This is a genomic window from Gelidibacter japonicus (assembly GCF_010725055.1).
GTDB classification, from domain to species: domain Bacteria; phylum Bacteroidota; class Bacteroidia; order Flavobacteriales; family Flavobacteriaceae; genus Gelidibacter; species Gelidibacter japonicus.
In genome coordinates this window covers 19,300-42,319 of record NZ_BJKB01000013.1, presented here as the reverse complement: position 1 = coordinate 42,319, position 23,020 = coordinate 19,300, and the positions used below count along the sequence as shown (strand labels likewise).

The following is a 23,020-nucleotide window of genomic DNA, read 5'->3' as shown; positions in this document are numbered from 1 at the left end:
TTCAGAGAATTTTGGATTGGGGTCTGTAAGGTTTGAACAGAATTATAAATATATAAGTAAAGAAGTTTAACTAAAAAAAGCCCTTTCCTTTGGAAAGGGTTGTGATAGGATGAAAAAAATACAAAATTACGTCACAGGACAATGGATAGAAGGGAAAGGAGAAGGTACTCCGATGTACGATGCCATCACTGGCGAAGTCGTTGCGCTTTCAGACACTCAAGGACTGGATTTTGCTGAAATTCTCCACTACGGAAGAACCAAAGGCGGCGAAGTACTGCGTAAAATGACCTTTCAAGAACGTGGGAATATGTTGAAAAGTCTCGCTTTGTACCTTACCAAAAAAAAGGAAGCCTTTTACGAATTAAGCTATAGAACTGGCGCAACCAGAATGGATAGTTGGATTGATATTGAAGGCGGATTCGGTAACCTTTTTTCCAACGCGTCCCTAAGAAAATTATTTCCTAACCAATCCTATCATGTAGAAGGAGAGCCTATCGATTTGTCCCGAGGCGGACGGTTTATGGCACATCATATCATGGTGCCAAAACGCGGGGTGGCTGTTCATATCAATGCCTTTAACTTCCCCGTATGGGGCATGTTGGAAAAATGCGCCTCCAATTGGATGGCAGGTGTTCCCGCAGTTGTTAAACCTGCAACAAATGGTTCGTTTTTAACGGAAGCTGTTGTGCGTGAAATTATAGCCTCGGGCATTCTTCCAGAAGGTGCGTTACAATTAATCACAGGATCAGCCAGAACAATTTTAGATACGGTCGAATCTCAAGATGTGGTGACTTTTACAGGGTCTGCAACCACCGGGCGACTCCTAAAATCGCATAAACGTATCATAGAAGAGTCCGTGCCATTTAATATGGAGGCCGATTCTTTGAATGCTTCTGTCTTAGGGAAAGATGCCATTCCTGGAACACCTGAATTTGATTTGTTTATCAAAGAAGTCAGAAATGAAATGACGGTCAAATGCGGGCAAAAATGTACGGCAATCCGTAGAATTATCGTACCGCAAGATTTGGTCGATGAAGTTCAGATTGCCTTAGGAAAAGCCTTGGACAAGGTCACTATCGGCGATCCGAGACTTAAGGGCGTAAGAATGGGTGCATTGATAAGCAGGGATCAAGTAACGGAAGTTAGGAATCGGGTGAAGGAATTGGCCAAAACCGCTAGTATTGTCTATGGCGATTTGGACAAGATTGATACCATCGGCGCTGATTCCAAAAAAGGAGCGTTTTTAAGTCCGATTTTGCTGCGTGAAGACAACCCATTTAAAAACTTATCGGTGCACGAAACCGAAGCTTTTGGTCCAGTGAGCACCATTATGCCTTATAATAATATAGAAGAAGCTGTTACCTTGGCCCAAATGGGGAAAGGTTCACTAGTATCGTCTATTGCAACTTTCGACGATAAAATTGCCAAAGAATATGTGGTCAATGCGGCAAGTCATCACGGACGGATTTTAGTCATCAATCGTGAAATGGCAAAGGAAAGTACAGGGCATGGGTCGCCATTGCCAAACTTAGTACATGGAGGTCCAGGACGTGCTGGAGGTGGTGAAGAAATGGGAGGTGTAAGAGGAATCAAACATTACTTACAGCGTACCGCTATTCAAGGATCACCAACAACATTGACGGAAATCACTGGAATTTATCAAGCTAATGCCAAATATATTGAAGCCGAGCAGCATCCTTTCAAATACCATTGGGAGGACATCCAACCTGGAATGTCGTTAAAAACCCATAAACGAACCCTTACTGATACGGATATTATCAATTTTTCGAATCTTACTTGGGACCATTTTTATGCACATACAGACATCACCTCTTTGGACGGAAGTATTTTTGAAAAACGAACTGCCCATGGTTATTTCATCATTGCCGCTGCTGCTGGGTTATTTGTCTATCCAAATAAAGGACCTGTAGCCGCAAATTACGGATTGGAAGACTGTCGATTCTTACGCCCATTATATCATAACGATACGATTTATGTGCGATTGACCTGTAAGCAAAAAGTGGATAGAGATGTCGCTTCCGCAGAACATCCAAGTGGGATTGTAAAATGGTTTGTTGAGGTTTTTGATTCAGAAGATGAATTGGTAGCCGTCGCTACAATTTTGACCATGGTTCAAAAAAAACAAGAGGTTTTTGTAGAAATGACCGATGATAAAATCGAAGAATTGCTTTCAAAGTTAATGCCAGACATGAAGCCAAAATGGGGCATCATGACCCCACAGCACATGTTGGAGCATCTGGAATATACTTACAAAATCGCTTCAGGTGAGATTCAGGATTTTGATGTCACAACACCGGAAAAGATATTGGAAAAAATTCATGCGAGTCTTTATACCTATGAGAAGTTTCCAAGAAACACGAATTTTCCATTACTCGATAAAGACAAACTCGAAGATTTAAAATATCCAGATTTGGAGACGGCGAAACAAAAATTCAAGGAACAAAGAGAAAAGTATTTGGAGTTTTTCAAGGAACATCCAGAAGCAAAACTGAAAAATCTGGTTTTTGGGGAGTTGAATCGTTATGAATCGTACTTGTTGGAAAGGAAACACCTTAACCATCACTTTGAACAGTTTGATCTTTTATAAAAGATCAAACTGTTCAAAGCACCCGAGAAATCGGGTGTCTCTTAAATAAAAGTTTAATTAGAGAGTTTTGCTTTTATGGAGAAAAATATAACATGGAGCGTTTATATTATTACGAATAAACCAAATGGTGTTTTGTATATAGGAGAATCAAAACGATTAAAGAAGAGAATATATCAGCATAAGAACAAAGTTCATCCAAGTACTTTTTCAGCGAGATATAATTTGAATAAACTCGTTTACTTTGAAAATTATGATACAGAAAGTGATGCAAAATTGAGAGAAGTCCAATTAAAGAAATGGAATAGAGCTTGGAAAATTGAATTGATAGAGAAATTGAATCCGAACTGGTTGGATTTATACGATAATTTATAATTAATAATTAAATGAGTTTCCCGTTTTCACGGGAACACACGCAAGCGTGATGAAAGAGCCATACGTAACACTAAAAAACAAAAACGGAGTAGGATATATCGAATTTTTCCATCCTGCCCAAAACTCCTTACCCGGAAATCTATTGTCAGAATTGGCAAGAACCATTCATTCTGCTGGTGAAGACGATCATATCAAGGTCATCGTCCTGCAGAGCGGGGGCGATAGAACGTTCTGTGCAGGTGCAAGTTTCAACGAACTTGTTGTTATCAACGATGAGGAAACTGGAAAGATATTCTTTTCGGGTTTCGCGAACGTCATTAATGCCATGCGAAAATGTCCAAAATTCATCATCGGTCGTATTCAAGGAAAAACCGTTGGTGGAGGTGTCGGACTGGCATCAGCCACCGACTATTGTATGGCAACTAAATATGCCCAAATCAAATTAAGCGAACTGAATGTTGGCATCGGACCGTTTGTGGTTGGGCCTGCAGTACAACGCAAATTGGGCTTAAGTGGAATGTCACAAATAGCCATGGACGCCAATACCTTTTATACCGCGGAATGGGCCATGCAAAAAGGGTTGTTTACCCACGTATTCGATTCTGTTGAACAATTGGACGATGCTGTAAAAACATTCGCCGAAACCATGTGCAGTTACAATCCAAAAGCCATGGCCGAAATGAAAACGATGTTTTGGCGAGGTACCGAAGATTGGGATCAACTGCTGTTGCAACGTGCAAAAATTAGCGGGCGATTGGTCTTGAGCGAGTTTACGAAGGAGAAACTCAAAGAATATAAATGATTTAGAGGGTAGTTGTTAGAGGGTAGAGATTAGTGGCTCTAATAACAAGATGCTAAAATATATTGTCTATGGAAAGTAAATATCATTTTAATTTCGAGGATTTAAAAGTGTATCAAAAAGCTATAGAGTATGGCGAATTAGTTCATGAGCAGATTAATCATTTTCCTAAAATTGAAGATTATAGATTGTCAGCCCAATTTGCACGGGCAGCCGATTCCATTGCTTTTAATATCGCAGAAGGTTCTGGTAGTTCAGATGCAAGTTTTCTGAATTATTTAAGAATTGCTAGGGATAGTTCTATGGAATGTGTTGCAGCAACGACAAAAGCATATTTGCGTAATTATATAACTTTTGAGCAAAGTGAAACCAATAGGTCTTTACTTGTTGAGATTAATAAAATGCTGTCCGCATTAATGAAACATTTAAGAAATAAAAAGTCTTAAGCAGAACATAACAAGATGATAATAATAAATAGGAATTATATTTTACCCACTGAAAACTACCCTCTACCCACTATTAACTACCCTCTAATCACTAAAGGCTACCCTCTATGATCTACTCATTCAAAGGATACACCCCCGTCGTTCACGAAAGTAGTTTCGTGCACCCCTTAGCGGCGGTAACAGGAAATGTCATCATCGGCAAAAATTGTTATATCGGTCCGGGAGCTGCCATTAGAGGCGATTGGGGACAGATTATTCTGGAGGATGGCGTCAACGTTCAAGAAAATTGCACGGTTCACATGTTTCCAGGCAAATCGATCACCTTAAAAGAAAGCGCTCATGTTGGTCATGGTGCGATTATTCACGGGGCTAATTTGGGTAGAAATTGCCTGATTGGGATGAATTCAGTGATTATGGATGATGCTGAAATCGGCGATGAAAGTATCGTTGGAGCTATGAGTTTTGTTAAGGCAGAAACCATTATTCCAAAGCGAAGCTTGGTAGTTGGAAATCCGGCAAAAGTGATTAAAGAAGTCAGTGACGAAATGATTGCATGGAAAACCAAAGGGACACAGCTCTATCAGCAATTACCAACCGATTGTCATGAGAGCTTAAGAGAAGTGGAGCCATTGAGGGAAGTTCCAAAGCATATGAAAATACAGGAAGATGTTTATAAAACGCTTCGAGAACACTTCCTGCGAAAGCAGGAATCTCGTGATTAAATGCTCAAGCATCTTGATTTGGTGAATAGCATAGATGAAAAAGGTAAAGTGCATAATATGAGGTTTTTTGGCGTTACCCTAACGGGTCAGGCTTTCGGCAGTCGCTCTCTTCGAGGAGCTCCAACAATGCCTCAATCCTTAACGCAGTTACGAGAATATTAACGAAATTTTGATAACCAGTAGTGTTCAAATCTTCTTGGTTAAAAATAAAGGACAATGAGTAAAGAAAAGAGATCCCACTTTCGTGGGAATTAACCAACTTCCTGCGGAGGCAGGAATCTAAAGCATAAAGCAATGAAATCATGGTTCGTCTATATCATGTCTAATAAGCCACAAGGTGTCATTTATGTGGGTGTAACTAATAATATTGATCAAAGAGTAAAAGAACATAAGCTTAAGATTTACCAGGAATCATTTACGGCAAAATATAACTGTGATAGATTGGTGTATTTTGAAATATATGACAATGATAAGGAAGCTCTAATAAGAGAAAGAAGGATGAAGAAATGGAAACGTGATTGGAAAATACAACTGATTGAAAGTATGAATCCAAGCTGGATGGATTTGAGTATGAACTGGAATTTGGATTTTAATAATTATCGAAATGAAAGAAAATAAGAGATTCCCAATTTCGTGGGAATTAAGGATGCCCAAAATGGGCGAAAGCATCACCGAAGGTACCATCATCAGTTGGCTCATCGATGAAGGTGATTCATTTGAAGAGGGCGATATCATTTTGGAAGTTGCTACCGATAAAGTCGACAACGAAGTTCCAGCGCCAAAATCTGGGACACTAATACAAACATTATTTAAAGAAAAAGATGTTGTTCCGGTTGGTGAAATCATTGCAATTTTTGAAGCTTCGGAAGACATAACTTCTGATAAGAAAGATGTTCTTCCTTCTCAATCTGAAGTTTCTAAAGAAAAAACAAAGCAAACGTCAAAAAAACAAGAGATGACGAAAGCTTCTTTAAAGCAAAAAACGTCAACTTCATTTTCTCCCGATAGTTATCGGGATTCAACTTCAAACCATTTCTTCTCACCGCTAATCCTAAAAATAGCAAAGGAACAACATATCAGCTATGAAGAGTTGGCGAGAATTCCAGCAACTGGACATGAGGGACGATTACGAAAAAGCGATGTCTTCAATTATATTGAGGAGGGAAGACCTTATAAGTTTGCACAACCTGTAATGCAAGATCCAACGGCTTACCGAATTCCACAATTGAATTTTGAAAAAGGTAAAGGTAAAATCATCAAAATGGACCGGATGCGCCAAATGATTGCCGATCATATGGTCTATTCGAAACACACATCGCCTCACGTCACCGCTTATGTGGAAGCCGATATGACCAACATGGTCAACTGGAGAAACGCTAATAAGGAAGCTTTTCAAGAAAAATATGGCGAGCGATTAACCTTTACACCATTATTTGTGGAAGCCGTCGCCAAAGCCGTCAAGGATTTTCCAAACATCAATGCCTCTGTGGATGGGAATAATATCATCGTTAAAGAAGATATCAATATAGGAATGGCAACAGCGTTACCCAGTGGGAATTTAATTGTTCCTGTAGTGAAAAATGCAGATACCAAAGATTTGAGAACATTGGCTGAAAAAGTCAATGAAATGGCTAAGAAAGCCAGAGAAAACAAATTGGGAGCCGATGACATTAAAGGCAGTACGTTTACCATTTCCAACGTAGGAACTTTCGGCAGTGTGATGGGAACACCCATCATCAATCAGCCTGAAGTGGCCATTTTAGCTTTGGGTATCATCAAAAAAAGACCTGAAGTGATAGAAACTGAAAAAGGCGATGAGATTGCGGTTAGAAGTATGATGTACTTGTCCTTGTCGTTCGACCATCGCGTGGTTGATGGTTTTTTAGGCGGTAGTTTTGTGCGTCGCGTTGCCGATTACTTTGAGCAATTTGATGTTAATAGAGAAATATAGATATGAACAAGACCTGACAGGTTTTAGAAACCTATCAGGTCTGATCCGAAATCGTCCACCATACCTTTCAGGTTTTCAAAACCTGAAAGGTTTTAAAACGATACATAGAAAAATATAGTAAGAATGCAGATCTCACAGATTTAATTCCGACGTTTCGGTTTTGTGAGGTCTCAACATAAATTAAAGAATTCGTGTCAAAAAATATAAGTAAAGATCTATTGAAAAAAGCTTTTAAACATCTTTGTACAGCCAAGGCTATGTCCGAATTGTACGAAGCCAATTTCAAGCAAGTATCCAAGTACGTACACGCCACATCAAGAGGCCACGAAGCGATCCAAATAGCGTTAGGCATGCAATTGTTGCCACAGGATTATGCATTTCCGTATTATAGGGATGATGCGATGTTGCTATCATTTGGATTGAAACCATACGATTTGATGTTGCAATTGTTGGCCAAAAAGGATGATCCATTTTCCGGAGGACGTACCTATTACGCACATCCAAGTTTACGGGATTTTGATAAACCTAAAATCCCGCACCAATCGTCAGCCACTGGAATGCAGGCCATTCCGGCGACAGGTGTCGCGATGGGGTTTAATTACCGCGAAGGCGGTAATCTCTTTAAAGAAGAAAACGAAGCAACGAAAAAATCAATCCTTGAGGGAGATGAATTTTCCAATGATTACGATACATCTGTTCATTCAGAAGATTCCCTTCTTCGGGGGAATGCACCTATCGTGGTCTGTTCCTTAGGCGACGCTTCCGTAACCGAAGGCGAAGTTTCTGAAGCCTTCCAAATGGCCGTCTTGAAAAAGCTGCCCATCCTATATTTGGTACAGGATAACGAATGGGATATTTCAGCCAATGCAGCTGAAATCAGAGCGCAAGATGCCTTTGAATATGCTAAAGGTTTCAAAGGATTGGAAGCCATAACTATTGATGGTGCTAATTTCATCGAAAGTTATGAAGCCCTTGAAAAAGTGATTGCGACCATTCGTACAGAACGTCGGCCATTTTTGGTTCATGCTAAAGTGCCTTTGTTGAATCATCATACCTCTGGTGTGCGAATGGAGTGGTATCGTGATGATTTGGAAGAGGCCAGATCTCGGGATCCTTATCCAGTGTTGAAACAACAATTATTGGACCATGGATTTTCAAATGATGATTTAGAAACCATAGAAAAAGAATGTCATACGGCTGTGGAGAGCGATTATAATCTGGCCCTAAAAGCCGCAGATCCCAAACCAGAAGATTTATTTACCCACGATTTTGCACCCACACCAATTACTGAAGAAAAAGGTGAGCGTTCTCCAAAAGGTGCGGAGAAAGTCGTCATGGTCGATTGTGCTCTGTTTGCTGTGGAAGAATTAATGAGAAAGCACAAAGAATGTTTGCTCTATGGACAGGATGTTGGTGGTCGTTTGGGTGGTGTGTTTAGAGAAGCGGCAACCTTAGCTCAAAAATTCGGAGATGAGCGGGTGTTTAATACACCAATTCAAGAAGCTTTTATAGTGGGGTCAACCGTTGGCATGAGTGCTGTTGGACTAAAACCAATCGTTGAGGTTCAATTTGCCGATTATATTTGGCCAGGCTTGAATCAATTATTTACAGAAGTCAGTAGAAGCTGCTATTTATCTAATGGAAAATGGCCCGTGAGCATGATTTTGCGTGTGCCAATTGGGGCTTATGGCAGTGGAGGTCCGTACCATTCATCGTCAGTGGAAAGTATCGTCACTAATATTAGAGGCATTAAAATAGCTTATCCAAGCAACGGTGCCGACCTAAAAGGCTTAATAAAAGCAGCCTATTACGATCCAAATCCAGTTGTTATTTTGGAGCATAAAGGGTTGTATTGGAGCAAGGTGCCGGGCACTAAAGGCGCCACATCTGTTGAGCCAAGCGAAGATTATGTGCTGCCTTTTGGCAAGGCTTGGGTACTTCAAGAAATTTGGAAACAGGAAGATAAAGAGACCATTACTATTGTTACTTACGGCATGGGTGTGCATTGGGCATACAATGCATCTGGTGAGTTGGACATGCGCGATCAAATTGAAATTATCGACTTAAGAACCTTGTTTCCTTTAGACGAAGAGACCATTATGACCTCCGTTAAGAAAACAGGAAAGTGTCTTGTGGTAACTGAAGAGCCTTCAAACAATTCGTTTGCAAGGGCTTTGGCAGGCAAGATTCAGGAAGCATCTTTTAAATTCTTAGATGCGCCGGTGATGACTATTGGCAGTGAGAATATGCCTGCTATTCCTCTGAATTCCATATTGGAGGAGACTATGATTCCGAGTACCGAGAAGGTGAAGCAAAAGATAATTGAGTTACTTAATTATTGATTACAGTCAAAACGACTGTTGATAGTATGATAGTTTTACACTAAATATTAAAACTCATATTATGAAAAAAATAATTTTTATGTCAACGATGTCTTTGTTTATGACCTTTTCGTTGACTTCCTGCAGAGAAGAAACTGAGAAGGAAAGAATCATAAATGAAATGCAAGATGAAGGTGCTGATATTGATGTCAGTGAAGATGGCGACAAAATTAAAATGGAAACCGAAAACCGAAAAGTCAAAATTAAAACTGATGATGACGGCGATGTCAAAATAAAGGATAAAACTGACAATGACGATAATTAATTTAAAAAAAGCGACTCAAATGGGTCGCTTTTTTTTATAGATCGTATTCCGAAAGGGGTTTGGTAAATTTTTCAGGATCTTCTGCTAAATAATAGCGCGGATCATCAACGTCTTCAATAATTACTTCCTTAAATTTCGGACTTGCTTTATGCAATAATACTTTACTGTCTTCATTTAGATGCTTTAATCTAATCGTTTTACCCTCGGCTTCATATTTATTTACCAAATTATATATGGCTTCAATAGCCGAATGATCACTCACACGAGATTCTACAAAATCAATGACTACATTTTGAGGATCGTTCTTGACATCAAATTTATTGTTGAAATTTTGAACAGAACCAAAAAATAAAGGTCCCCATATTTCGTAAACTTTTGTACCGTCTTCTTTTATACGTTTGCGAGCTCTAATCATGGTTGCATTTTTCCAGGCAAATACTAGGGAAGATAAAATAACTCCAATAAATACGGCAATGGCAAGATCGTAAATGACGGTTACTGTAGATACAGTGACAAGTACAAATGCGTCTGCAACAGGAATTTTTCTAATAATCCTGAAGCTGGACCAGGCAAATGTTTCAATAACCATCATAAACATGACGCCTACTAAAGCGGCAATTGGCACTTGTTCAATATATTGCGCAGTAAATAAAATAAAGGTCAATAGCGTTAATGCCATGGCAATTCCAGATAAACGTCCTCTACCACCAGCATTAATATTTATAACGGTTTGTCCAATCATTCCACAACCTCCTGTACCCCCAAATAAACCACTGACCATATTTCCAGCACCTTGTGCCACACATTCTCTATTTCCATTACCGCGAGTATCAGTTAATTCATCAACCAAGTTCATGGTCATTAACGATTCGATCAGACCTACAGAAGCTGCTAAAAATGCGTAGGGAAGAATGAATTTAAGCGTTGCGAAATTGATAGGTAGATTTTGCCAGAGTTCCGTATTGAGGGTCGGAAGCTCACCTTTCAATCCATCTCCACCACCTTCTATAATATACGAGCCAACGGTGCTCACATCTAATCCGCCAAAAATAACTACGCCACTTGTAACGATAATTGCTATTAAGGCTGAGGGTATTTTAGTAGTTATTTTAGGGAGCAACCAAATAATAGCCATGGTGAGTCCAACGAGCCCAAGCATGGTGTGTAATTCAGAGCCCTGCATCGGAATGTTTATGTATCTCTTTAGACCATCTGCTCCGATTTCTAATTCTTTGTGGGAGAACATGCGGACTTGGGCCAAAAAAATCACAATGGCCAATCCGTTGACGAAACCCATCATTACCGAATGCGGGATCAATCGAACAAAGCGTCCTAATTTTAATACCCCAGCGCCTATTTGAATGAGTCCCATTAATATGACGGCTGCCAACAAATAAAAGTAGCCCATATTTTCAACAGGGGTGTCAAATAACATGCCTCTCTCATGTCCTTCTGAAACGAGATTTACAAAAATAACGGCAACAGCACCGGCAGCACCCGAGATTAATCCAGGTCGGCCTCCAAATATTGCAGCAATTAATCCTACTATGAATGCACCTGATAAGGCTACCAAAGGGTCAATCTGCGCCACAAAAGCAAAAGCGACAACTTCAGGAATCATGGCTAATGACACGGTAATACCTGCAAGGATATCATTTTTAGGATTTTGGGTGAAATTTTTTCTGGTTTGGCTAAACATCATAATTTTTGCACTTAAAAGGGGGCAAATATAAGGTTTTAGAATGGAAGGCTAGTTTTGCTAGGTGATTTTAAACATAAAAAAAGCACCAATAATTAAAATTGATGCTTCAACATTTTATTTTCACTATAGGGTTTTAATGCCCTAAGTTCCTTGATTTAACCTAAGATTACTGTTGTGATCCAGGAGGGTATCTCTCCATTATTTTGGCGACAAATTCCTTGATGCGTTCTTCTTTTTTATCCATGCGTTGCGATAAATAGCCAACCCCCATGCCTTGCCATACCAATTCCTTTTTATTGGCGTCAATTAAGTCAATATACAATGTGCCTTCTGTAGAGGTAGAAACCGAATTATAGCCTGTGTTCCAATAATATGGACTCCATCCCCAGCCGTACCCGTAAGGACCGTAGCCGTAGGCACTGTTGTAAACATTGACTTTGTCACGGGATTTTGTAAAAATGCTGACCAATAAATCTGGGTTTTCAGATTTTGTGTAGCCTTTAGCCAATAGTTCACTTTCAATAGCTCTTAAAATACGTCGTTTGTCAAGATCGCTGATTTCCGCTTTGTCAATGCCAGTTTTGAAAAAGGCAAAAGTTTTATACTCATTAAAATTTGCATTCTTGTCATAATCTGCTGCAACTCTTACTGAACTGCAGGAAGTTGCTACAACGAGGAGCAGAGTCATTGTTGCCATTGTTAATATCGTTTTTCTCAGGTCAAAAAAACGAAAAACGAGTTCCTGAAATTTGTTCAAATTTTTCATAGCATTTTTATTTAGGGTTAAATTAAGTTCAATAAATTGCTGTCCACAACATTTGGAAGCGTTACTTTTAAATTAGGCTCGGCTTCCATGGCGCGTTTTATTGCGAAAATGGCTTCATCATTTCTTGCCCAACTACGTCTTGAAATACCGTTATTGACATCCCAAAAAAGCATGGACTTTAGGCGTCTTTCGGCATCTTTACTACCATCAAGAACCATACCAAATCCACCGTTGATAACTTCGCCCCAACCAACGCCGCCGCCGTTGTGGATGCTTACCCAGGTGGCTCCTCTAAAGCTGTCACCTATCACATTTTGGATGGCCATATCTGCTGTAAAACGAGAGCCATCGTAAATATTTGAAGTTTCCCGGTATGGCGAATCTGTGCCTGAAACATCATGATGATCGCGTCCTAAAACAATATAACCAATTTCTCCTCGGGCAATGGCATCATTAAAGGCTTTAGCGATCTTTGTGCGACCTTCAGCATCGGCGTATAAGATTCTGGCTTGTGAACCAACCACTAATTTGTTTTCTTGAGCGCCTTTAATCCATTGGATATTGTCGGCCATTTGCTGTTGTATTTCTTCAGGAGAGTTTAATTTTATTTCTTCTAAAACCTTACAGGCAATTTGATCGGTTTTTGCCAAATCTTCTGGCTTGCCAGAGGTGCAAACCCAACGGAATGGCCCAAAACCATAGTCAAAACACATGGGACCCATAATATCCTGTACATAACTCGGAAATTTGAACTCGCGTCCTAATGTTGGATTGTGGGACATCACATCGGCGCCTGCTCGTGAGGCTTCCAGTAAAAAGGCATTGCCATAATCGAAAAAATAGGTGCCTTTGGCTGTGTGTTTGTTAATTGCTTTAGCATGTCGGCGCAAGGTCTCCTGTACTTTTTCCTTGAAGAGCTCTGGGTTATTCGCCATCATGTCATTGGCATCTTCAAAAGAAATGTCAACCGGATAATAGCCTCCAGCCCAAGGATTATGTAGTGAGGTTTGGTCACTTCCCAAATCGATTCCAATGTTCTCTTGATCAAATTTTTCCCAGACATCAACAACATTTCCTAAATAGGCAATAGAAACGGTTTCTTTATCCGCCTTTGCGGTTTTCACCCTACCTACAAGTTGGTCTAAATCTGAAATCCTTTCATCAATCCAACCTTGATCCAAGCGTACTTGGGTAATTTTCGGGTTGACTTCAGCGCAAACCGTAATACAGCCCGCAATGGTTCCCGCTTTTGGTTGTGCCCCAGACATGCCGCCTAATCCTGAGGTGACAAATAAACTTCCTTTTGGCGATTTATTTATTTTCCGAAATCCGTTGAGAACCGTAATGGTGGTGCCGTGAACAATTCCTTGCGGCCCGATATACATATAGCTTCCCGCAGTCATCTGACCATATTGTGTAACGCCCAAGGCGTTGAATTTCTCCCAATCGTTGGGTTTTGAGTAATTTGGGATCATCATACCGTTGGTCACTACAACTCTAGGTGCTTCTTTATGACTTGGGAATAACCCCATAGGATGCCCAGAGTACATGGTCAAGGTTTGTTCATCAGTCATTTCGGCCAAATACTTCATGGTCAATCGGTATTGCGCCCAATTGGAGAATACCGCCCCATTGCCCCCATAAGTAATGAGTTCATGTGGGTGTTGCGCCACGGCATAATCGAGATTGTTTTGAATCATCAACATGATTGCCGCTGCTTGTTTTGATTTAGCAGGATACTCTTCCAAAGGTCTGGCGTACATTTTATAATCCGGACGCAAACGGTACATATAAATTCTGCCGTAAGTCTCTAATTCATGCTTAAATTCTGGGAGTAATTCCGCATGCTGGCTCGGGTCAAAATACCGCAAGGCATTTTGTAAAGCCAACTTTTTTTCTTCATCAGATAAAATGTCTTTGCGTTTTGGGGCATGATTGATCGCCTCATCATAAGGTTTTGCTGGAGGTAAAACACTCGGGATGCCTTCTAATATCTGATCTTTAAAAGAAATGGAAGTACTTTGCATTAGTTTGTTTTTAATTTTTTCTTATCAAAACCATAAGGGCAATGTCTACAGCCACTTTCACAACAATAGCCACGCTTAAGTAGATATTGAGCAGTAAAACAGCGGTAGCCTTCTGGTGTCAAATAATAATCGCCTTCTTCAAGAGGCACAATTTTTTTCATAGTATTACAAAGATAGTGTAAATTCGAGAAAATATTCCTTGTCTCAAAATTCAAGTTTTCGGACCCAATATATGGGCCGTCCAAGGGATTTTTAAGTGATTGATTCATGATTTTAGTCTCCAAATACATTGTTCCAAAGGGTTATACCGGCATTGCCTTGTTTCCGTTTGTATTTGTAAAGCACGCTTATCTCAAACTTAATGAAGTTTTTGTCAATCATGAACGTATTCACTTAAAACAACAAGCGGAACTCTTGATACTTCCCTTTTTTATCTGGTATGGTCTGGAGTTTTTGGTGCGTTATGGGTACTATAGGAATTGGCATAGGGCTTATCAAAATATCTCCTTTGAGCGTGAGGCCTATCAGAATGAGCGCCATTTAGAATTTCTTAAAAAACGTCCTTTTTGGAACTTTTTGAAATATCTTTGAAGCCATGAATTTTAAGGTACATCTTTCAGAAAACCAAATCTTAAACTTGGGACCAAATTCCAATCATCTACTTTCTGTTAAAAGGGAAGACCTTATCCATCCTTATATTTCAGGAAATAAATACCGAAAATTGAAATATAATTTGGTGCAGGCAAAACAGGAAGGAAGAAACACCTTGTTGACTTTTGGAGGTGCTTTTTCGAATCATATTGCCGCTGTTGCTGCGGTGGGGAAAGAGTTCGCTTTTGAAACGATTGGCGTAATTAGAGGCGAGGAGTTGGTGGATAAAGTAGAAGGCAATCCCACCTTGAAATTCGCCAAAAGTTGTGGCATGCAGTTTAAATTTGTGACCCGCGAGGCGTTTAGAAATAAAATTTCCGAAGAATTTATTCAAAACTTAAGACGTGAATTTGCAGACTTCTATTTAATTCCAGAAGGTGGCACCAATGAATTGGCTATTAAAGGTTGTGAGGAAATCCTGTTGGAGGAAGATTCTAAATTTGATTATATCTGTTGTTCTGTGGGAACTGGAGGAACTATTTCTGGAATCATCAATGCCTCAAAACCGCATCAGAAGATTCTAGGTTTTCCTGCGTTAAAAGGTGATTTTTTGAGAGAAGAAATTAGTAAGTTTGCCAAAAATCCAAACTGGAAACTCATCACCGACTATCATTTTGGCGGATATGCTAAAATAAATACCGAATTAATCGGTTTTATGAATGAGTTTAAAAGAGATTATAACATTCCGCTGGATCCTGTTTATACTGGGAAGATGATGTATGGCGTTATGGATTTATTGAGCAAAGGATATTTTCCTGAAGCCTCAAAAATATTGGTCATTCATACTGGCGGTTTACAGGGGATTTCTGGAATGAATGAATTATTGAATAAAAAGCAATGGCCCTTAATTAGTTAATTTATCTATGAAATTTAGTCTGAGATTAATAATGATTTTGATTGTAGCGTTGACGCTTGCAAGTTGCGGAGGGAAGAAGCGGATTGTTACCAAAAAGAAAAATGCTAAAACAAAAACCGAACGTGTTGTTAGAGATCATCGCTCTTCCATTCCGTCGGATGAAGGCTCTCCTGTCGTTACTACTCCGAGGCCATCCGGAAATTTAAATGTCAACGAAATCTATATTGCGACCTACAGTGAAATAGCCAAAAATAATATGCGAACGCACAAAATTCCGGCAAGCATCACTTTGGCCCAGGGCATTTTAGAATCAGGCTCTGGAAGAGGAAGATTGGCCGTGGAAGCCAATAATCATTTTGGTATTAAATGTCATGGATGGACAGGGGAAAAGATTCATCATGATGACGATGCATCGCAAGAATGTTTTAGAAAATACAAACATGCCGAACAATCTTTTGAGGACCACTCTGAGTTTTTAACTTCTCGTGGACGATATTCCAAATTGTTCCAATTGGATATTGATGATTATCAAGGTTGGGCAAAAGGCCTAAGAGCAGCAGGCTATGCCACAGATAGAAAATATCCCGACAAATTGATCAGTTTGATTGAACGTTTCCAACTGTATCAATTCGATCAAGAGGTTTTGGGCACAAAGTCAAAACCTCGAAGAAGTGAGGTTGACTCACAGCTCACCCATAAAGTGGTGAAAGGAGACACAATGTATTCCCTTTCAAAACGCTATAATCTTTCCGTTGATGAGTTGCAAAAGCTGAACGGAATGAACAATAACGATTTACAAATAGGTCAAATTCTCATTATTAAAGACAATTAGTTCATGTTATATCAACGCAGTAGTAGTTTATTTAAAGACGCAGAAAAAGTAATTCCAGGTGGTGTGAATTCGCCCGTAAGAGCATTTGGTGCTGTTGGCGGAACACCTATTTTTGCCAAATCGGCTAAAGGTGCCTATGTGCATGATGAAGATGGAAATATTTATATTGATTATATCAATTCATGGGGGCCTATGATTCTCGGCCACGCTTTTGAGCCGGTAGTGGATGCGGTCATTAAGAAAGCGAAACAAGGCACTTCTTTTGGAATGCCGACAGCCATTGAAACAGAGATTGCACAATTGGCGATTTCAATGGTGCCCAATATCGATAAAATAAGATTTGTCAATTCAGGAACGGAGGCATGTATGAGTGCGGTTCGATTGGCACGCGGCTATACCAAAAAGGATAAAATTATAAAGTTTGCAGGGTGTTATCATGGACATAGTGATGCGTTTTTGATCGCGGCAGGCTCTGGTGCAATTACTTTTGGCACGCCTAATAGTCCTGGTGTTACCCAAGGTACGGCAAAAGATACGTTTCTGGCAAAATTTAATGATATTGACAATGTCACACAATTAGTGGAAGCGAATAAGGGTGAGATTGCTTGTATTATCATTGAACCGGTTGCCGGAAATATGGGGTGCATTCCCCCAAAGGATAATTTCTTGAAAAAGTTGAGAGCTTTATGCGATCAACATGATATTTTGTTGATTTTTGACGAGGTCATGACCGGATTTAGATTGGCTCCTGGTGGGGCCCAAGAATTATACAATGTCAATGCCGATATCGTTTGCTTTGGAAAGGTGATCGGTGGCGGTTTGCCAGTTGGAGCCTTTGCGGCAAGAAATGAAATCATGGATTTTTTGGCACCCCTTGGTCCTGTGTATCAAGCGGGAACTTTAAGTGGAAATCCTTTAGCCATGGCGGCAGGCCTGGCCATGTTGCAACATTTGAATAGTGATAGAACGGTTTTTGATCGTTTGGCAGAGAAAACAGAATACCTACACCATGGAATGTCGAAAGCCCTTGAAGTCAATAAGGTGAAGCACACCATCAATAGAATGGGATCAATGATTTCCATCCATTTTGAGGAGCACGAGGTGCATGATTTTGAATCTGCTGCAAAAGCTAATAACGAGACCTTTAAAAAGTTCTTTCACGGCATGCTTAAAGAAGGGGTTTATATTGCCCCGAGTGCTTTTGAGACTTGGTTTATATGTGATGCCCTGAGTTATGATGATCTGGATGCAACGATCAAAGCCGTGGCAACCGTAAGTAAAGATCTTTAAAATTCATAGAATTATAATAAAGTAAAAAGGGAATTTCTAAAGAAGAAATTTCCTTTTTACTTGGTTTAATTTGAAGTTTAAAAATTACTGTTTTGCTTTTTGTTGATGCATTCCCTCTTTTTTGTTTTTGGAACGCATACCGTGTCTTTTGCCTTTGTGTTGACGTCTTTCACTCATTTTATCCCATTTTTCATATTGCTCCGCAGATAAAATGTCTTTCATTTTTTTCTTCATTTCAATTTGCTGGTCCAATCTTGCATTTGCCATTTTAAAACGCTCTTCTTTTGAAAAAGTCTTATTTTCTTCTTTCGCTTTTGATTCTAAATAAGTTTCTTTTTGACTTTGTCTCAATTTGGCTTGTTCCAAAAACAGATCGGATACTTCTTTTTGTTGTTTGCTGTTTAAATCGAGTTTTAAGGTCAATTTCTTAGACTGGAGTTGCGCTGTTTCTTCAGGAGAATAATCCATTCTGGAAGTCATACGCTGTTTTTTCATTTCTCTTTTTTGGTCCTGAGCCGAAACTTGTAGTGTTGCAACTGCAATCAGGATCATTATTAGTTTTTTCATGTTTCTATTTTTTAAAGGTTTGTAGTGCTATGACTGATAATGATGAGGAAAGTTTAAAATGTATGAATTCTAAAGAAGGTTTATGTAGGAATTTAACATGCTTTTAATGTTTAATTGGTTCCAAACCTTCGTGAACTATTACTTCTAAAGAACTTCAAGTTTGAAACAAGAAACAAGAAACAAGAAACTCGACTAAACCTAAAGTCTTTTTTATATCTTGTATCTCAAATATCGTTTTCCATGGCCTATTGGTTGTCAGCGTTGGTTTTTGTAGTCATCGTTTACATTATTGTAAGCGTTGCATTATATTACCTGCAGGACTATATGCTGTTCAAACCAGAAAAACTGCCCAAAGGCTTTCAATTCAACTATGACAATCAGATTTTTGAAGAACACAATCTTGAAACACGGGATGGGGCTATCATCAATGCCATACGATTTTTTCCAGAAGGTGAAAGTAAAGGCATTGTGTTGTACCTTAAAGGCAACTCCAAAAGCATAAAGGGTTGGGGCAAGTTTGCCGTCGATTTTACCCGTCTTGGCTATAATGTGCTGATGGTTGATTACAGAGGTTTTGGTAAAAGTACGGGAAGACGCTCGCAAAAGGCCATTAAATGCGATCTGCAGGAGGTTTACAATAAGATCAGGGAATTGACCTCTGAAGATCGCATCATTCTTTACGGGCGCTCTTTGGGTTCTGGTTTTGCCGCGAAGCTGGCCTCAATGAACCATCCTAAGATGCTTATTTTGGAATCGGCCTATTACAGTTTAACGAAAGTTACCAAACGTTATCTGCCGTTCATGCCGTTGTCGTTGTTGATAAAATATCCTCTACCAACCTATAAATGGTTAAAATACGTGCAATGCCCTATTCATATCATTCATGGCACCGATGATAAATTGATTCCCTATACAACAGGTGTTAAACTCTCACTTATCAATCCGAAGTTGACCTGTTTGCATACCGTAATTGGCGGAGGGCATAAGAACTTGAACAACTTTGAATCCTATCACATCATGCTTGAGGATATCATCACCACAACTCCAAAAAATATTGACCTTAACACCACAAGCATTCATGTCAAGCATTCAAAAAACAAAAAATAAACTTAAAAATGTGCTACTAGTTATAGTGGCTTTATATATTATGATTGGAGCATCTTTATATTTTTTACAAGAGAAAATTCTTTTTATGCCGACGGTTCTACCTCAGGATTTTCAATATGAATTTAATCATCCGTTTGAAGAACTATTTTTTAAAACAGATGATCATGCGGTGATTAATGCCATTCACTTTAAAGCTGAAAATCCCAAAGGGGTCATTCTGTATTTTCATGGGAATGCTGGCGATTTATCCCGATGGGGAACCATTGCAGAGTTCTTTGTACATATGGATTACGATGTGTTGATTATGGATTACCGAACTTATGGTAAAAGCACCGGGAAATTAAGTGAGGCTGCGTTTTACAACGACGCACAATATTGCTACGATTACTTAAAGGAAAACTATTCTGATTCGGAAATCGCACTTTACGGAAGGTCCTTGGGAACTGGGATTGCGACCTATCTCGCGTCTAAAAATAAAGCCAAACTATTGATTTTAGAAACCCCTTATTACAGCATGGTTGATGTGGCAAAGTCCCGCTTTCCTTTTCTTCCGGTTGAAAAGTTATTGCAATATAAATTTCCTACCAATGAATTTATTACTTCCGTGAGATGTCCCATTGTGATTTTTCATGGTACTGATGATGGGGTGGTGCCATACGAATCTGGTAAAAAATTAGTTGATATCCTGCCAAAATCGCAAGTGACATTTATAGAGATTGAAGGTGGAGGCCATAATGACCTGATTGAGTTTGAAGCTTATAGAACTGGCATTCAAGAGCTTCTGAGATAAAAAAATGCTTCAAGAACGTCCTGAAGCATTTTTTAAATTTATTACTAATTAAGATTTTAACTCTTCGGATTCAATATCGCATCAATCCTTTGTAAAGCGTCTGTCAAATGGATTCTGCTCATGGTGTCATTAGTTCTGGCCAATCCAGATCTGATGGTGCCTTCGAGCGTTTTCAACTCGGCTCTTGTGATGGCTCTGATGTCTGATTGACTTACATCGACATTCGTTCGGGAGATAAAACGTCTGAACTGTGACGGAACAGGGGTCTGCTCTTTGGTCATTAAATAGTTCATACGATCAATATAGGCACGTTGAAGGTTTCTTCTGTAAACATCTATCGATTTTCCACTGTTCAATTCACTGAAAATACCTTTGCGTAAATCTTGCATCATGGCTAATAAACCATAAGCATCTTTTCCGTTGATCGTTTCATTTTCACTCATACGCTGCATTCTTCCAAAATCAAGAATATTATCAAGTGTTCTGGTCTGTGTGCTGCGGATGCGCTCTAAGCTACCATCAAATTCAATCTTGTTGAAAATATCGTTGTCCAAAAGCCATTCTGGAGTGGTGAACAATTCTTTTTGAAGAAATTGTAAAGCCTCTTTTTGTTTGGCCTTGTCAACATGCGTATAAACGTCTCCTTCTTGATCATAAGTTTTGTAAATTTCATAGACACCACCAATGTTCGCAGTGACGTGTCCCATATAACGATTGTATTGGCCTAATACTTCGCCATACATGGTTCCTAAATCGCTATAATCCTTACCATCTTCAGCAGTCCATTTGAGGAGGTTTGGAACGATACGTTTTAAGTTGGCAATGCCGTAGGCGCTCGCCTTCATGGCATCATCTCCCAAATCTTCTGTTTGCGAGCTAGGGTCAATGACACCGCCACTTTGCTGTCTTCCAAAACGATACATTGGATCTCCTGCATGCTTTAAAATCCAGCTATCTAAGGTTTTCTTTTCATCTTCTGGTGTTTCGGCATCCAAAATTGGACGGTAACCCCAAGCGATGGCATATTTATCATACACCCCAATGTTTGGCATTAAAGCAACCCCTTCATCACCTGGTTGTGCCACGTAATTAAAACGCGCATAATCCATAATGGATGGTGCAGTTCCGTGTTTTTTAGTGAATTCTGGATCACGTAGGTCGTCCACTTTATAAGCAGAACTACTTGCCATATTATGGGGTAAACCTAAAGTATGTCCTACTTCGTGTGAGGACACAAACCGAATCAATCGTCCCATGATTTCATCTTTAAATCTCACACTTTGTGCTTCAGGATTGATGGCCGCAGTTTGTACAAAGAACCAGTTGCGCAACAAGGTCATAACGTTATGGTACCAGTTGATATCGCTTTCTATTATTTCGCCACTTCTTGGATCACTAACGTGTGGGCCATTGGCATTTGGGATAGGGGAGGCTAAATAACGCACAACAGAATAACGCGCATCTTCCGGGCTCCAATCCGGATCCTCTTCAATTGTAGGAGGATCTTTGGCTATAATTGCATTTTTAAACCCGGCAGCTTCAAAGGCCACTTGCCAATCTTCAATACCTTGTTTGATGTATTTACGCCATTGCTCAGGAGTCGCTCTGTCAATATAGTAGACAATTTGTTTTTTAGGCTCCACCAATTCACCACGCTTAAATTTCTCAATGTCTTCATCCTTGACCTCAAGTCGCCATCTATCCAAATAGGTGACTCTCTTGCTCTCATGGGCATCCAAACCGTAATCTATTTGTCCACTTGTAAACCAGCCGACACGTTGATCAAATATTCTACGTTTCATCGGTACTTTAGGTAATAGGATCATGGAGTTGTTGAGCTCTATGGAAATAGCACCACTGGTTGCATTGGAAGGGGGTTCACTAGCATTGTAGGTTTTTACATGGCGTGTTTCAATATTCAGTGGGTAACTTTTTATACTCTCAATATACGAGAGGTCTGAGTCTAAACGGGTTACTTTATATTGTTTTCTACTTCGGTCAGGTAAGCCTAAAGGTTTTACATCTTTACTAAATAAATCGGTGACATCAATTACGGTGGTCAACGAATCTTTACCAAAAGCTTTTATTGGAAAGCTGAACAGTACAGGTTCAAAATTGGAATTTACAACCGCTTCATGAACTGGTAAGGTGTCATTGGCAACGACGTTGTGTGAAACCATGCGGAGTAAGACTCTTTTACCTTTCTTTTGCCAACGCAACACCTGCTCGTCTTGCTTGCCACCACCAAAACCTAAACCACTGGCTGTTTTGGCAATACGGGTCACTTTTAGCATTTCGCGTTCAAAAAGTGAATCGGGAATTTCATAAAAGTAGGTCTCGTCTATTTTGTGGACCGTAAACAATCCTGGATCGCTTACAGCATCTTTGGTAATGACTTTGTTATACGGCTGGATGTCATTTTTTCCAGGTTTTTTAGCGGCATCTGAAGCGGCACTGCTGGGAGCTGGTGATTTGGATGCTTTTTTGGAAGTTGAACATGATGCAACTAAAAAAAAGGACGCCAAAAACATCGCGCTTAAGGAGATTTTTTTCAAAATGTTAGGAGTTTAGAAATTAAAAAAGTGAAAATACGGAATACCTATCATTCATAGAGTATTGCAATATATTTTAATATTTATTTAACTATTGGAATCATTGTTGTCCGATAAGGTATCAAGACCCTGTCTGCTGGCGGGGAACCTGGACTTTATTATAATTAATTGATAAACATGTATTGTTTAAACTAAAATTGCCCAAACAATTTCTAAAGAAATAGTTTCTAAAAACTAGGATGTCATTGATAAAATTCGGTAAAACACGTTGTTTTACCAGAACTAATGTACTGAACTACGGAAATATACGAGTTTTTGTAATTAAAAGAGCATTCG

General features: G+C 39.5%; 21 protein-coding genes. 15 read left to right on the top strand and 6 right to left on the bottom strand.

The annotated features are described in order from the left end of the window. The first annotated feature begins 109 nt into the window (after positions 1-109). The 9 genes from paaZ to G6N06_RS13405 all read left to right on the top strand — a co-directional run bounded on the left by paaZ (position 110) and on the right by G6N06_RS13405 (position 9,544). Positions 110-2,608 (top strand): phenylacetic acid degradation bifunctional protein PaaZ, encoded by a 2,499-nt coding sequence (gene paaZ, locus G6N06_RS13445; RefSeq protein ID WP_163517274.1) that lies wholly within the window; start codon positions 110-112, stop codon positions 2,606-2,608. A 75-nt stretch (positions 2,609-2,683) separates the two neighbouring features. After that, a complete protein-coding gene (locus G6N06_RS13440) occupies positions 2,684-2,980 on the top strand; it encodes a GIY-YIG nuclease family protein (RefSeq protein ID WP_163517273.1) in 297 nt (98 codons plus the stop codon). A gap of 49 nt (positions 2,981-3,029) precedes the next feature. Continuing rightward, on the top strand, positions 3,030-3,782 hold the full coding sequence (locus tag G6N06_RS13435) for an enoyl-CoA hydratase/isomerase family protein (RefSeq protein ID WP_163517272.1): 753 nt from the start codon (positions 3,030-3,032) through the stop codon (positions 3,780-3,782). A gap of 68 nt (positions 3,783-3,850) precedes the next feature. Continuing rightward, a complete protein-coding gene (locus G6N06_RS13430) occupies positions 3,851-4,225 on the top strand; it encodes a four helix bundle protein (protein ID WP_163517271.1) in 375 nt (124 codons plus the stop codon). A 107-nt stretch (positions 4,226-4,332) separates the two neighbouring features. Next, positions 4,333-4,947, top strand: coding sequence for an acyltransferase (locus tag G6N06_RS13425; protein ID WP_163517270.1), 615 nt, complete (start codon positions 4,333-4,335; stop codon positions 4,945-4,947). 294 nt (positions 4,948-5,241) lie between these two features. Next, positions 5,242-5,565 (top strand): GIY-YIG nuclease family protein, encoded by a 324-nt coding sequence (locus tag G6N06_RS13420; protein ID WP_240338070.1) that lies wholly within the window; start codon positions 5,242-5,244, stop codon positions 5,563-5,565. Then, entirely contained in the window at positions 5,552-6,898 is a 1,347-nt protein-coding gene (locus G6N06_RS13415; protein ID WP_163517269.1) for a dihydrolipoamide acetyltransferase family protein, read from the top strand. Before G6N06_RS13420 ends, G6N06_RS13415 begins: the two co-directional genes overlap by 14 nt. Positions 6,899-7,155: 257 nt before the next feature. Next, positions 7,156-9,240, top strand: a complete 2,085-nt coding sequence (locus tag G6N06_RS13410) for an alpha-ketoacid dehydrogenase subunit alpha/beta (protein WP_163517382.1) — start codon at positions 7,156-7,158, stop codon at positions 9,238-9,240. Positions 9,241-9,301: 61 nt separating this feature from the next. After that, positions 9,302-9,544 (top strand): hypothetical protein, encoded by a 243-nt coding sequence (locus G6N06_RS13405; RefSeq protein WP_163517268.1) that lies wholly within the window; start codon positions 9,302-9,304, stop codon positions 9,542-9,544. 34 nt (positions 9,545-9,578) lie between these two features. On the opposite strand, the gene G6N06_RS13400 is transcribed toward G6N06_RS13405, so the two are convergent. The 4 genes from G6N06_RS13400 to G6N06_RS13385 all read right to left on the bottom strand — a co-directional run bounded on the left by G6N06_RS13400 (position 9,579) and on the right by G6N06_RS13385 (position 14,200). After that, positions 9,579-11,246 carry a SulP family inorganic anion transporter gene (locus G6N06_RS13400; protein WP_240338069.1) on the bottom strand — a complete coding sequence of 556 codons (1,668 nt, stop codon included), beginning with the start codon at positions 11,244-11,246 and terminating at the stop codon, positions 9,579-9,581. A gap of 166 nt (positions 11,247-11,412) precedes the next feature. After that, on the bottom strand, positions 11,413-11,943 hold the full coding sequence (locus G6N06_RS13395; protein ID WP_240338068.1) for a DUF4136 domain-containing protein: 531 nt from the start codon (positions 11,941-11,943) through the stop codon (positions 11,413-11,415). Between the two features lie 86 nt (positions 11,944-12,029). Then, entirely contained in the window at positions 12,030-14,024 is a 1,995-nt protein-coding gene (gene hutU / locus G6N06_RS13390) for a urocanate hydratase (RefSeq protein ID WP_163517380.1), read from the bottom strand. Positions 14,025-14,038: 14 nt separating this feature from the next. Beyond that, positions 14,039-14,200 carry a C1orf53 family protein gene (locus G6N06_RS13385; RefSeq protein ID WP_163517266.1) on the bottom strand — a complete coding sequence of 54 codons (162 nt, stop codon included), beginning with the start codon at positions 14,198-14,200 and terminating at the stop codon, positions 14,039-14,041. 106 nt (positions 14,201-14,306) lie between these two features. On the opposite strand from G6N06_RS13385, the gene G6N06_RS13380 reads away from it, so the two are divergent. The 4 genes from G6N06_RS13380 to hemL are packed head-to-tail and all read left to right on the top strand — an operon-like array spanning position 14,307 to position 17,668. Continuing rightward, entirely contained in the window at positions 14,307-14,630 is a 324-nt protein-coding gene (locus G6N06_RS13380) for a hypothetical protein (protein WP_163517265.1), read from the top strand. A gap of 4 nt (positions 14,631-14,634) precedes the next feature. Continuing rightward, positions 14,635-15,546: a 1-aminocyclopropane-1-carboxylate deaminase/D-cysteine desulfhydrase gene (locus G6N06_RS13375; RefSeq protein WP_163517264.1), complete on the top strand. Its 912-nt coding sequence runs from the start codon at positions 14,635-14,637 to the stop codon at positions 15,544-15,546. Between the two features lie 31 nt (positions 15,547-15,577). Beyond that, on the top strand, positions 15,578-16,378 hold the full coding sequence (locus G6N06_RS13370; RefSeq protein ID WP_240338067.1) for a glucosaminidase domain-containing protein: 801 nt from the start codon (positions 15,578-15,580) through the stop codon (positions 16,376-16,378). Between the two features lie 3 nt (positions 16,379-16,381). Continuing rightward, complete coding sequence (hemL, locus tag G6N06_RS13365; RefSeq protein WP_163517262.1) at positions 16,382-17,668, top strand: glutamate-1-semialdehyde 2,1-aminomutase; 1,287 nt, start codon at positions 16,382-16,384, stop codon at positions 17,666-17,668. 84 nt (positions 17,669-17,752) lie between these two features. Here the strand turns inward: hemL and G6N06_RS13360 are convergent, their stop codons facing one another. Beyond that, positions 17,753-18,235, bottom strand: coding sequence for a hypothetical protein (locus G6N06_RS13360; RefSeq protein ID WP_205334775.1), 483 nt, complete (start codon positions 18,233-18,235; stop codon positions 17,753-17,755). Between the two features lie 240 nt (positions 18,236-18,475). On the opposite strand from G6N06_RS13360, the gene G6N06_RS13355 reads away from it, so the two are divergent. Then, complete coding sequence (locus G6N06_RS13355; RefSeq protein WP_163517261.1) at positions 18,476-19,342, top strand: alpha/beta hydrolase; 867 nt, start codon at positions 18,476-18,478, stop codon at positions 19,340-19,342. A gap of 10 nt (positions 19,343-19,352) precedes the next feature. After that, complete coding sequence (locus G6N06_RS13350; protein ID WP_240338066.1) at positions 19,353-20,132, top strand: alpha/beta hydrolase; 780 nt, start codon at positions 19,353-19,355, stop codon at positions 20,130-20,132. 56 nt (positions 20,133-20,188) lie between these two features. Here the strand turns inward: G6N06_RS13350 and G6N06_RS13345 are convergent, their stop codons facing one another. Then, entirely contained in the window at positions 20,189-22,663 is a 2,475-nt protein-coding gene (locus G6N06_RS13345; RefSeq protein ID WP_163517379.1) for a zinc-dependent metalloprotease, read from the bottom strand. Positions 22,664-23,020 lie beyond the last annotated feature (357 nt).